At 39.9% G+C, this 12,384-nt stretch carries 13 protein-coding genes; 3 read left to right on the top strand and 10 right to left on the bottom strand.

Features of this window, described 5'->3' with window-relative positions; genetic code table 11:
* Positions 1-21: 21 nt before the first annotated feature.
* Positions 22-210 (bottom strand): hypothetical protein, encoded by a 189-nt coding sequence (locus tag CDC33_RS19315; protein ID WP_109009417.1) that lies wholly within the window; start codon positions 208-210, stop codon positions 22-24.
* A gap of 60 nt (positions 211-270) precedes the next feature.
* Between CDC33_RS19315 and CDC33_RS19310 the strand changes: the two genes are divergently transcribed.
* Together CDC33_RS19310 and CDC33_RS19305 are read left to right on the top strand one after the other, a co-directional pair.
* Positions 271-1,521 (top strand): RNA-guided endonuclease InsQ/TnpB family protein, encoded by a 1,251-nt coding sequence (locus CDC33_RS19310; RefSeq protein WP_109009418.1) that lies wholly within the window; start codon positions 271-273, stop codon positions 1,519-1,521.
* 4 nt (positions 1,522-1,525) lie between these two features.
* On the top strand, positions 1,526-1,756 hold the full coding sequence (locus CDC33_RS19305; protein WP_244919288.1) for a hypothetical protein: 231 nt from the start codon (positions 1,526-1,528) through the stop codon (positions 1,754-1,756).
* Between the two features lie 182 nt (positions 1,757-1,938).
* On the opposite strand, the gene CDC33_RS19300 is transcribed toward CDC33_RS19305, so the two are convergent.
* From CDC33_RS19300 to CDC33_RS19270, 7 genes are all read right to left on the bottom strand, one after another.
* Complete coding sequence (locus CDC33_RS19300; protein ID WP_109009898.1) at positions 1,939-2,982, bottom strand: M42 family metallopeptidase; 1,044 nt, start codon at positions 2,980-2,982, stop codon at positions 1,939-1,941.
* Positions 2,983-2,995: 13 nt separating this feature from the next.
* Positions 2,996-3,160: a PEP-CTERM sorting domain-containing protein gene (locus tag CDC33_RS19295; RefSeq protein WP_280524455.1), complete on the bottom strand. Its 165-nt coding sequence runs from the start codon at positions 3,158-3,160 to the stop codon at positions 2,996-2,998.
* Positions 3,161-3,527: 367 nt separating this feature from the next.
* Positions 3,528-4,931 (bottom strand): S-layer homology domain-containing protein, encoded by a 1,404-nt coding sequence (locus CDC33_RS19290; protein ID WP_109009896.1) that lies wholly within the window; start codon positions 4,929-4,931, stop codon positions 3,528-3,530.
* Positions 4,932-5,385: 454 nt separating this feature from the next.
* Positions 5,386-6,180: a glucosaminidase domain-containing protein gene (locus CDC33_RS19285; protein WP_244919287.1), complete on the bottom strand. Its 795-nt coding sequence runs from the start codon at positions 6,178-6,180 to the stop codon at positions 5,386-5,388.
* 152 nt (positions 6,181-6,332) lie between these two features.
* Complete coding sequence (locus CDC33_RS19280) at positions 6,333-7,091, bottom strand: N-acetylmuramoyl-L-alanine amidase (RefSeq protein ID WP_109009894.1); 759 nt, start codon at positions 7,089-7,091, stop codon at positions 6,333-6,335.
* A 330-nt stretch (positions 7,092-7,421) separates the two neighbouring features.
* Complete coding sequence (locus CDC33_RS19275) at positions 7,422-8,042, bottom strand: hypothetical protein (RefSeq protein ID WP_244919286.1); 621 nt, start codon at positions 8,040-8,042, stop codon at positions 7,422-7,424.
* A 267-nt stretch (positions 8,043-8,309) separates the two neighbouring features.
* On the bottom strand, positions 8,310-9,254 hold the full coding sequence (locus CDC33_RS19270; RefSeq protein ID WP_109009890.1) for a DNA polymerase III subunit delta': 945 nt from the start codon (positions 9,252-9,254) through the stop codon (positions 8,310-8,312).
* A 248-nt stretch (positions 9,255-9,502) separates the two neighbouring features.
* Between CDC33_RS19270 and CDC33_RS19265 the strand changes: the two genes are divergently transcribed.
* On the top strand, positions 9,503-10,084 hold the full coding sequence (locus CDC33_RS19265) for a DUF411 domain-containing protein (protein WP_109009888.1): 582 nt from the start codon (positions 9,503-9,505) through the stop codon (positions 10,082-10,084).
* A gap of 118 nt (positions 10,085-10,202) precedes the next feature.
* Here the strand turns inward: CDC33_RS19265 and CDC33_RS19260 are convergent, their stop codons facing one another.
* On the bottom strand, positions 10,203-11,192 hold the full coding sequence (locus CDC33_RS19260) for a tetratricopeptide repeat protein (protein WP_109009886.1): 990 nt from the start codon (positions 11,190-11,192) through the stop codon (positions 10,203-10,205).
* A gap of 251 nt (positions 11,193-11,443) precedes the next feature.
* Positions 11,444-11,833 carry a hypothetical protein gene (locus tag CDC33_RS19255; protein WP_109009884.1) on the bottom strand — a complete coding sequence of 130 codons (390 nt, stop codon included), beginning with the start codon at positions 11,831-11,833 and terminating at the stop codon, positions 11,444-11,446.
* Positions 11,834-12,384: the final 551 nt, after the last annotated feature.

Genomic DNA, 12,384 nt, shown 5'->3' with positions numbered 1-12,384 from the left:
ACGAGGGATAGTGAACGCAGTTTACTGGACAATGTTGGTCGTTGGCGAAGCCTCTCGAAGAGATGACGAATTGCCTATCTCTAGGGTTGGTAAAGAATCAATGAGTTCTTCAATTACTTGAGTCATACTTTTGTCAGTGCGAACTGCGTACAATCGTACTTTATTGAGTCTACGCTCACTAATGCGTATCTTTAACTCTTTGTTCTTCATTTGTTCCCCCAATGTTCCCTCGTTTATGTTAACATAATGAGACGAGGATGAGGCGAACAAGTGAGAACAGCGTATCAATACAAACTACGACCAACAACAAAACAAGCCATTGACATAGATAGATGGCTGTCTATGTTATGCGCTCAATATAACTACTTGTTGGCTGATAGATTTGATTGGTACGAGCGCAATCGTTCACCGATTAACGCTTGCCCTCTTGTCTGCCACATACCAGAATTGCGCGATAACCCAGACTATTACTCACAAAAGAAAACGCTACCGCAGCTTAAAAAGACTCATCCTTGGTACGGCGAAATTTACTCGCAGGTACTACAAGATATAGTCAAACGAGTTAAGGTAACTTTTGACCGTTTTCTTAAAGGTGATAGTAATGGAAAACGAAGTGGACGACCTCGGTTTAAGTCACGCGACCGTTATCGCACGTTCACATATCCACAGATGAAGGATGGATGTTTGCAAGGCAATCTAATTACTTTGCCCATGTTCGGCATAGTTAAAGTCCTAAAGCATCGTCCTATTCCAGATGGCTTTAAAATTAAAACTGCATCTGTTACCAAAAAAGCTGATGGATATTATTTAACTTTAAGCCTTGAAGATACGACAGTACCAAATATTAAACCTGATTTCAATGCAGACTCAATTACAGGTATTGATCTCGGTTTAAAAGAGTTTTTGACAACTTCCGAGGGTGATGTTGTTTCAATCCCTCAGCATTACCGGAAATCTCAGAAGCGATTACGGGCTATTCAAAAACGTATCTCACGCCGTAAGAAAGGGAGTAATCGGCGCAAAAAAGCTATTAAACAAGTTGCCAAACAGCACAAAAAAGTAGCTGATAAGCGTAAAGACTTTCACTTCAAAACAGTCAATAATCTACTGAAAAAATATGATGTTGTAGTTCACGAAGATTTAAACGTCAAAGGTCTTTCTCGTTCCATGCTAGCCAAGTCTGTGCATGATGCTGGGTGGTCAAGCTTCTTGTCAATTCTAAGCACCAAAGCCGAAAATGCTGGGTTATTGGTAATTGCAGTGAATCCATCAGGTACTTCCCTTGATTGTTCTAGTTGTGGGGTGAAGGTTCCCAAAAAGTTGCATGAAAGATGGCATTCTTGTCTGTGTGGTTGCAGTCTAGATCGAGATCATAATGCAGCTATCGTAATAAAAAATAGAGCCGTGGGGCATCCGGTTCTTAAAGCTCATCGAGTATCCGTTCGCGTAGCGTCTCCGCCAGGAGAAGCAATAGCTGGATTTGGTGAGAAGCCTACACTGTACTGTACTCAGTCAGTGTAGGAGTATGTCACAACGCACCATCCAAGTAATAGGTATAGCCTTTGGTGGCGGTGCAATAGTTTCTGGTGTTGTCACCCAACACATAGATAAACCCTTTGCACCACAGATAAATTTTAAGTACCCAGTTCACCCCTTGGTGTTATCTTTACTTTGGAGTGTTTTAGCTACCCTTATCTTTGGTATAGTGGCGTGGTGGGTTACTCAACCGAAACCAAAGAGAAATAAACAGAAGTAGGCATTAGAGCAAGTTATCCTACTCACGCCACATCAATAGTAGGAATAATCTTGCTGTGCGATGTCTACGACGGGCTACGCCTACGCGCATTTTCAACAACCAGAAAAATTCACGCTATTTTGGGTTGATATACGTAGTTTACCGCCGTAGGCATCGCTCCTTCAAATCAAAGCCTCTCAATATCACTCAAACTCATTTTCGCAGAAAGCTTTTAACAAATCGATACAATTAGCGATCGCTCCTAAATGAGCAATTTCATATCCATGTGTATTTTGTGTGGGAAATGCTAAACAAGCAGCACGCCCAACATGTCCGAATTTCATGGCAATTGAAGCATCACTACCAAACCCACTTAGAGTTGTTAACTGCACTGGCATATTGAGTTGCTTGGCACTATGGCGCAGTTGTCCATTTAACCCCTCATCATATATCCCATAAGCATCTTGAGATAAAAGTACAGGATTTTCCCCATCTTTAACAGGATATTCTTCAGATAATGGACAAATTTCTAAAGCAATTAAAGCATCCAAAGGCTGATTTTGAGTGAAAAATAGTGCCCCAATTGCTCCCACTTCTTCTTTTGCTGAAGCTACTAAATAAACATCAACAACTGGCTGTTTCAGGTTTTCAGCCAAAGCTAGCAAAATCGCCACAGAGGCTTTGTTATCCAAAGTGTAACCAGCAATATGATCCTTTAACCGAATTGGACGCTTGCGATGCTTGCCGATTACCATTCTAGTTCCAGGTCGAATGCCAGCAGCTTCTAATTCAGCTGATGTAAGCTTCGTTTCAATCCAGGCATTTTCCCATTTAACAGTAGTATCTTCCTGCTGCACTTTCTGGGGCGATTCATGGGAAACGTGGCGGGAACCAAAGCTGAGAATACCGTTAATAGTTTTGTTATCTCCCAGTAAATCGACAACTCCTTCGCCATAAACCCACGGGAAAGAACCGCCGAGTTTGCTGACTTTCACACGACCTTCATCACCGAGACTCTTGACAATTGCGCCAATTTCGTCTTTGTGTGCGGTGATTGCGATCGCTCCGTCTGGATTTTTCCCTGGAATCTTGGCAATAATATTATCGGCGCGATCGCACCAAACTTCTACACCCAGCGCCGCAAATCGTTGCATCAACAACTGGTTAATCTCAGCTTCTACACCACTAGGAGAATGGTGCATGATTAATTCTTCAATAATTTGAAATAAGCGATCGTAATCCCACATTAATACAGTTAGTTTAGTTTTCAACTGTTGTATGAGACAATTGTGCATCAAAAACCCGGTCTGCTGATACAAGTGCTGACCTTTTTTGTTGACGCTTCAGGACTGCGATCGCACCAAAAGCACCAAGAGCTAAAATACCTAAATTTATCGAAGGTTCAGGAACAGACTTAGCCTCAATCGCCGCCAGTGCAGTATCTGCTAACTAAGTACGCCTCTTAAGTTAACTTACGTTGTTTTACTTAACTATGCCTCAAAATTTCATCAAACACAGGTAGAAACGCTGAAAATAGTTAGATTTACATTTTCTTGAGAAAAAATAGCTACATTATAAAGAAATGGCAAAATTTACATTAAAAGATGATAATTGCCCACTTCTATGATAATTACGGACTAAACGCAACAAAATAGGATAAACCATCCTAGTAGTTTATCGCATTAATTTTGAGGCATAAGAGAACAAACCGCGTTCGCGCAAAGCCTCGCAAAGAGCGCGAAGGATAGGTAACACCTTCGGCATAGCTTCTCTATGAGAGGATAGAGCCTCATTACGAATTATTTGAACTTTGCTTTAATTTCAAAGCCTCAGTAGCCGATATACCCTCACCCTGACTGCCGAAATACGACAAAGCCGTAGCAGCCTCAGCACGAGTTACTGGTTTTTTGGGTTGAAACAAAGTCGTATAACCAAACACTCGCCGAATATTTGATTGTTCGCCATTCTGGTAATCAGCCAACACTGCTCTTAAAGCCTTGGGGTCAATTCGCGCCGCATCTTGGAAACCCCAGGTTTGTTTGACCGCATCTAAGTTAGCAGAGGGTAAAGCTTGGCGAGTATCTAGAGGTAATTTCCATAGCAGCAACTGTTCCCGCGTTAGGGGGGCATCAGGACGAAACAAAACTACCGTAGAATCTCCAGACAAAGGACTGGGAATTAACCCAGCTTCGGCTAACCCCTGAATTGCTGGAAAATCAGGGTCTTTTGCAGACACATCACTAAAAACTGGTTGAGTAGTTTCTGATGCCAAGCGAATTTGTTTAGCTGGATTGCTGGCATACATAGCATTGTTAGCAGCAATTAGCCAACGAGCATATTCCCGATGTGTAACAATTTTACCGGGTTCAAACTGTTTACTTGTAGTAGTATTGCTCTTGCTTGCTTCTGGTTCTATAGATAAAACACCTAATGCAGCCAAGTCTTGGATATGTTGCCGCCATTCTTGCGGTGCCTTATTCAAATCGTTGAATTCTTGAGATTCGGCTGTGGCTGTAGAAGTTGTTTGGTTATTAGCCGTACTTGGTGGCTGTGCTGCCAAGTTTGCGGGTGGTATTGGGCCAATAAACTGGGAATCTCCTGGTTGAGGAACGGCGTTAGTATTTTCGTCAGAATTTGTAGTTGGCGTAGATTGTGCCGTTGCAGTACTATTCGGTACGTAGTCAATTAGTAATTCGGTGGCTGTTTGGGGTTGATTTGGTGTAGCGTTAGTAACTGATTTAGGCTGAATGGAAACCTTCAACAGCAAATCGCTACGACGTGCCTCAAACACACCTCCTGCATCATCTGTTGGCTGTTGCAAAATCTGCCAGTTATTTGTTTTAAACTGGCTACTATAAAAGTTAGCAATAAAGTTACTGGGGTCAGAACTCAACCAACGAGTTGAAATTCTGTTTTCTGAGCCGTTAGCAGGTGTCACTTCCTGTAGTTTGGCATTGGAATATAATGGGATATCTTTGGGAAAATCCGGTGGTAACTGAAGTGTTGATTCGTTTTGCTGTGCTTGCGGTTGATTACTCTGAGATTCTCCAAAGACAACTGGATTGCTTTGCAGTTTTGGATCTGCCGCCAAAGATTCCTCAAGGTTTTTGGCAACTGGACTGTTAGCACAGGCTGTTAACGAAGTCAGTAGAACAGCCCAAATTAGAAATACAGCTGGACGTTTGCAGGGAGGCACAGGAAATCACAAATTGAGTTTCAATTCCTACCCTAGCGCAGACTGTTCATTAAATGGGAATTGAGAATGGGGAATAGGAAATGGAATATTGAAACAAACCCATTTCCTCTGCCTCTGTGCTTCTCTATGTCTTAAATGTCACCAAAGTACAATATTAATTCACTTATGTCATCTTGGTAAATGTCTCTTTTGGTGAAGATGATGATATATATCTATTTGTTTTAGCTAAAAATGAGTAAACGGTAGCAAAAGCTACCGTATTGTCTTTGTATTACAGCCATTAGGTTTGATAATTCCCATGCTTATTTATAGAGTTCCCTAAAATTCTAGGAAACTAACATTTTGCAGAAAAAATATAAATAAACCTGAAATACTTGCTAGATAAGAGTTTTGTGATTTGGATGCTCTCAAATCACAGGGATTATGACACGTTAAGGGAGTTTATCGGAAAAAATCAAGTTATGTCTTTGTGATCGAAAGGAACAACAACTTTAATGCGGATCTCTAAAGTTTGATCGTTAATGGTAATTATCATGCGGCGATCGCCTTCTTGTTTAAAGACGAAATCAAATTGCCATTTGCCGTCCTGATTAATTGTTACACTTGCGACTGGAAATTGATCGTCGATCATAATCGACAAAACTTTGCCACTGTCAGCTAAACGTGCTACGCCCTCAACCCTGAAATTTTGCCCTAATTCAACTTCTTTTGGCGCACGAATTAGCTGTAGTTGTTCCACTGAAGCGGGAATGGTAACTCTACCTGCATTAGCTAGTAACTTTTGCGCCTCTGGAAGCAAGTCTACAACTTTACTCACATATTTAGGATCAGATGAATAGCCTTTAGCCTTGAGAAAGCCAAGGAAGTTTTCTGGCGTGTTCGTATAATCTTCTAAGCCTTTATAAGGAGTGCGAGTTAAAAATTTCCAATAACCAATAATAAAAGCATCTATATCTGTAAATTTACAGAACTCAACTTCTTCTGGCTCAGAAGGAACTCTGATTTTCAAAGGTTCAGCAAACCCTTTCATGTCAGGAAATCGCCATTTTAATCCAGCAAAATTATTTGCATTGACAGCAAGATCACTTTTCCCTCTAGCAGACTCTAATAACCATTGTGCAAGGGTAACTTCTTTTAAACTTTGCCGATTAATCTCGGTAATTTTTTCATTTGCAATACCAACTTTTATAAATACTGTGGCTAAATCTTTGTTAAAATAATTCTTTACTAAATCATCTAGCAAGGACATATATTTGCCTATTATAAAGCGTTTTATATACCCAATTTTTTAGAGGAATCGGGAATTTTTTGACCAATGAATTAGATTGGAAGAAGCATCCAGGAGCCAGAAATTAGAATACCAAACTGAATTCTGACTCCTGAATTATGCTTGATAAATAGCTAATCTTTTTCTATAACTTTGCTGTATCCAGCAAAAACAAAATGCTCGTTTCGGTTTACTTTAGTTTTATCAGGCCACTTAACCCAATAATGGTTTTCTTCAAAACGAACATCTAAAACGGGGTAACTCCCTGGCTCAATATCGAATAGAGATTCTTTTGGTAGCTCTGATGCCTGTTCTGTAGAAGGCTTTAGAACTGTTTTTGTTGTAACTTGCAAAATGTAACTTTTATCAGGTTTAGTTTCATCTTTGGACTCACCAATTAATCCATCTTTAATTGCTTCGGCCATTTTTTCAGCATCAAAGCGATCCATATCTGTTTTAGAGTCACAGAAGCAGCACTCAATTAAAATAGCTGGCATTTGTGTATTCTTTATAACAAAGAAACCTGTATTTTTAACCCCTCTGCTATGAAAACCAAGTTTAACAATCTCTTTAAGAACTGATTGAGCAATACCTTGTGATGCATTACTAATGGCAAAAACTTCTGTGCCATTAGCTATACCGTTGAATTTATTAAAGTGAATCGAAATATAGACATTAACGTTATTGGCATTCGCCTTATTAGTTCGTTGTCTCAGAGAATCGGTTACACTGCTAGCGCTTGTGGGAGTGCAATCAATAGCAGTATGACCTGCTGCTTTGAGTTTTTGTATCAATTGTGTCCCAACTGCTTTTGTTAAAGCATCTTCTTGTTTTATACCTGTTGCTCCTGTATCTGGAGGGCAATTGTGCCCCATATCAATACCAAATTTCATAGAGTTAATGTCCTTTTTATAACTTGAGAGGTACGGTTTAATTTAATCTACGTCGCTACCAACAATATAAAAGTAGTAATAATTAAAGAATGATGTCTACGAAGAGCTACGCAGTTGGGCGTTTCGGACTAATATTCTCATAAAGGCTAGCGATCGCCACAATACCTACTTATCTGGTAATTATAGATCATTGTCATGAATTTGATGAGTCTCATCTCTGAATTTCTACATCTCCATCACTGCATCTCGATGCCATTTTTTAATTTGCTTCTCAATTTATGGCGCTATTTCTAGCATGAGAAAACTCAGCATAGCTGTTGGAGACATCGCTTAATAAATGTTTCGCCAAGCTTTCACCGTTCCTTTGCCAATTTCGCTATCAACAGTTTGACCACCTTCCAAGACTAGTCTGATATCTAAGTTCTCATCTGGAGCATTTTTCAAAGCAGTGGCTAATTCTTGACTGACAGCAAAAGTGCCGATTGAACCGTCTAATTGAAAAATTTTTCCCCTGACCTTAAGCAAAAGTTTATCGACTTTCTTGGTAGTGACAAACCTAAGAAACTCAGGTCTAGGATACACACGTCCTGCGGTGTAGAAAGGAGACCTTGCTTCACCCGAATTAACAGTTACGAGAACTCGAATACTCGAAGGAGTCCACAAACTAATAACTTGTGTTGAACCCTCACGGAACAAATAGCCACCTAAGGAGTTGCGGTCGAAAACCCCAAGAAACTCCCCTTCAAAAGGGTCAACGATTCTCACGGCTTTCGACCAAGGTACATCCATATCGGGGGACAGTCCTGCTGATTTGACTACTGGTAAATCACTTGATGCTTTAGCAAGGCTAACTACCTCTTGAACAGTGAAAGCAGGACAAACTTGGGGTGAAAGCATAGCCAAGATAGTCCCTAAAAAAAGAACTGGAATTGTCTGCGGTAAGTTCATCATGAGTCAGGGGTACAATCTTCAAAAACAATAATCGGACAGCCTTTATTAGTCATCTCCCGCAAGACTTTTATTTGCTATGAAGCTTTGACAATTGAGCAAATTCAAGTTTTTGGGGCAATCTTTTAACTTACTGCATCCTCTAGGAGACGCTTCGCGTAGCTTACTATTAATAATACACAAGTACTAATATTTACGGATGCTTAAGTAATATCATTTAATATTGCTAAAAGGCTTAAGGTTTTTATGCAAGAGTTAGTAGATGGAATTTTATTTTTGACATACAGATAAAAGTAGACATTCCCAAACTAGCCGTGGTTGAGCGTAAGAAAGTAAGTATTTACGAGATTGTTCTAGCTGGTTGATGATGCTAGGTTGATGCCACTGCTGCCAGTAAAATTGCTGAAGATAATCAACTAACCACAGTTGGGCTTCTGTATCTAAATCCTTATCAATTTTCTTGGCTAACTCCAAGGCTTTGCGGTAAGAAGCAGGAATTTTTTTTAAGTCTTCGAGTAACTCAGAAGGAATAGCTTGTAATTGCTCGTAAGATGCGATCGCACTTCCGGCACTGCCAGCTGCTATGCTCAATACTGCTTGATTTTGCAAAATTTCTTGATGACCAGTTTGTGTAAGTACAACAGCCAAAGACTGGACATCTAAGCGATAAAAAGGAATGCGTTGACAGCGTGATACTAAAGTTGGCAAAACAGACTCAGGTGTAGGTGCAATTAAAATTAACGTCGCCTGTCCCGGTTCTTCTAAAGTTTTAAGTAAAGCATTCGCTGCTGCTTCTGCCATTGTTTGGGCTTCTTCCAGCACGACTACATTCCTTGGTGCTTCCAAGGGGGGACGACTGAGAAACTCGGTAATTTCCCGAATTTGCTCTAGGCGAATTACAGGCGGTGCTTTACGCTTAAGTCCTTTGTCGGCTGCTTCTGCTGCTGTTAATCGTTGTCCCTGGTATTGGTACGTCGGTTGCACCCACAACAAAGCAGGATGATTCCCTTGACGCAAACGGTTTTGTAAAGCCGCAGTGACTCCCATTTCGCTAGAAAATAGCAATTCCACAAAACACCTGGCTGCTAAACTTCTTCCTACACCATCTGGCCCCACAAATAGATAAGCTGGAGCAACCCGATTTTGAAGGGCAGCCTGAGTGAGTAATTCTATAGCTTGCTGTTGTCCTACAAGTGGTGCAAATGGGTTAATAATTCAGTACCTTCGCCAAAACAATAATATAGAAAACAGAAGGCTGATGTAGTAAAGTTGTTGTCTTATATAAGCACAACTTAGAAGCTACAAAATGCCAATATTTGACATACTAGCACTGTTGCAATGATTTTTACCGCATAAGAATTGTAGCTCTTTTAAAAGCAAAGTAAGCGCATATATACGCAGAGTTTTTTTGAAGAGAATTTGTTACAACAAATTTATGTAATCTTTTACTTAGGAAGTCTTAAATGTCGTACAAACAATTTATTCATTGGTGGCAAAAATACTTACCTCTTATTTTGATACGTGTTGCTGTACGTGCAGTGGTAATAATTTGTCTCACAATAGGGGTGCTGGGCATCTTGGGAAGCACTGCTTCTATGAGTAATGCTCAATTGGTAAGTACTACTAGAGGAGTCCAAGATAAACAGACACCATTAAAATCAACAGCCCTAAATGCTACTGTATATCACAGCCCTGATTGTAATTGTTGTGGCGGGTGGATTGACCACTTAAAGGCACAAGGTTTTCAAATCACAGACTTTTCTACGCCTGACATCGAAACAGTTAAACAAAAGTATAATGTGCCAGATAATTTGTCATCTTGCCACACAGCAATTGTTAATGGATATGTTATCGAAGGACACGTTCCAGCCAACGATATCAAACGTTTGCTTCAAGAAAAGCCAAATGTCGCTGGTTTATCTGTTCCTCAAATGCCCGTAGGCACACCTGGGATGGAGATGGGGGATCGAAAAGACCCGTTTTCTGTGCTTGCTTTTGATCGCAAAGGCTCAGTTGCGGTATTCAATGAATACCCGTCCTCTTGATGTAATCTGGCGTATTCAAAGGATGTTTTAAAAGCGGATTTTCATGTATTTTAGCGATTTATAATCGCCAAAGCCTTTTAAAACATCCTCACATTACCTGAATCAGTGGTAAGAGGTATTACTGGTTAGAATCAGCTTTGATGAACTGCGACAAATGACTTAACCATCTCCCAAGCCGGAAGGGAGATGCTGCACTTGCAACATTTTGAGAAAGAAGCTCAATGGCATGGTTACAATCTTGCAGACTTGCATCTAGTCCCATTGTGTGATAAATTTCGCGGGCATGGCAAAAAGCATCCATCGCTTCTGATTGTCGATTGATTTTTTCTAACACCAGACCCAAATTAAACCAGGCGTTTGCTTCTGCATTTTGGTCATCAAGATTTTTTCTAATCTCTAATGAATATTGATGAAACTCAACCGCCTTTTGGTATTTTCCCAAAGCCTTATAAACATTACCCAAAGCACTTAAAGCCATCGCTTCACCATTGCGTTGGCATTGCCCGCCGTAGGCATCGCAGATGAATCTTGCCAGTTCTAACCATTGCTGGTAAAACTCTATTGCCAGTTGGTACTGCCCCAACGATTCATAAGTATTGCCCAAACTTCCCAGACAAATGCATTCTTCAGTCCAATCGCCTATTTTCTTGGTGATACTCAACCACTGCTGATAATACTCAATCGCTTGTTCGTACTTGCCGAGGCATTCATAAGTATTGCCCAAACTTGCCAAGCAAATGCCTTCCCCAGTACGTTGGTTTTGACCGCCATAGGCATCGCCTATTTTTCTGGTAATACTCAACCACTGGTGATAATATTCAATCGCTCGCTGGTATTTTCCCAGTGATTGGTAAGCGTTGCCCAATCCAGATAAAGATTTAGCTTCCCCGAAGCGATCGCCTATTTCTTTCGCTATATCCAACCACTGCTGATAAAACTCAATTGCCAGGTGATACTCGCCGAGTGACTGGTAAGCATTGCCCAAACTTCCTAGACAAACGACTTCCCGATTGCGATCGCCTGTTTCTCTGGCTTTATGCAAGCACCGCTTTTCAAACTCAATGGACTCGATGTTATTTAGGCTCCCGGATTTAATTACTTCTGTCATTCTCTATAGAAAAGGAAAATTTGTGATCGATAAGCTGTCGATTATACAATTTTCTGTGGCTTTCGCACACTATAAGAGCAACTTATAAGCACAAATTATCTCAAAATTTAGAACTTGTTTTTCAAGATAAAACTTTCTTTTATACACAGTAATTTCTGCGTAGGAAAGGCTTTTATTTATATTGGTAAGAAGGGCATAAATATACTACAATGGAAACTTTCGCTTTTTAAAAAGATATCAGAAAAAGCAAATCAATCAGCAGCAGCATAATCAGGCAAAGCGTTGAGTTGTAAATTAACAGCACTTAGATAATTTGGGTCATTTAAAAGTTGTGATGGTAATTTATCTGCATTAATAGCAGCCTTCACTAAATCTTTTGCAATAATATTTTTGTTAAGAGTTCCAAATACTAGTTCTCCTCCACTAGGAATTCCGTGCTGCTTCAAACCTCCCTGATAAGCAAAAGTAATTAGATTGAAAGGCTGGAGATAACTAACAGAAGTAGAGTTACTGGATAAATTGTTAGAGTTAATAGCTATCTCACTGCTGTTGTTATTTGCTGTTTCAGCGCCAGCAATTCCAGGTACAAGAGTAATAAAAGCAATTATCAGTCCAGAATTTACTAAGGTAACAAGTTTCATAAGGATTTTCTTAGGTAAAATGCGATCGCTGTTCTTTACTAATAGATTCCTCTTTATTATTAATCTCAGCTTCCTTCAGTCAGGTCACCTGATCGGTTGATATATGACTCACCCTTTTGGGTGAGCTAATTGAAGAATAGAAAGAGCAATAAACACTCCTTTAAGTCCAGCCACAGGACAGATGGGTTGAAATTTCCAATTACTTAACTGAGGCTAGTTAAACATTTATGCAATTTTTAATTCGCCTCTTTAGTTCCCCTAATGGGCAAGAATACCTGAACATCTGCAAGTTTAGTAACACAAGTGTATTTATTTGTATAAAAACCATATTTAATTTTTTAAATATACGTAGTAATGCACCAAAACCTTTATGTGGTGCATTACTCTCGGTGATAACGTTTATTAGTGAGATGTGATAAAACACAACAGCGTTGCATTAAGACAATTGGCAAAATCCACACCTGAAAGTATCCGGTTTTGCTCACTAGCTCTGAAGCTAGCTTGTTAAGTTAGAGAAGTACTCAATTGCAAGCTCAATCTTTACTCACAAC

Origin of the sequence: Nostoc commune NIES-4072, assembly GCF_003113895.1 — a bacterium.
Taxonomy (GTDB): domain Bacteria; phylum Cyanobacteriota; class Cyanobacteriia; order Cyanobacteriales; family Nostocaceae; genus Nostoc; species Nostoc commune.
The sequence above is the reverse complement of the archived record's forward strand: the minus strand, read 5'-3'. Positions and strand labels throughout refer to the sequence as shown.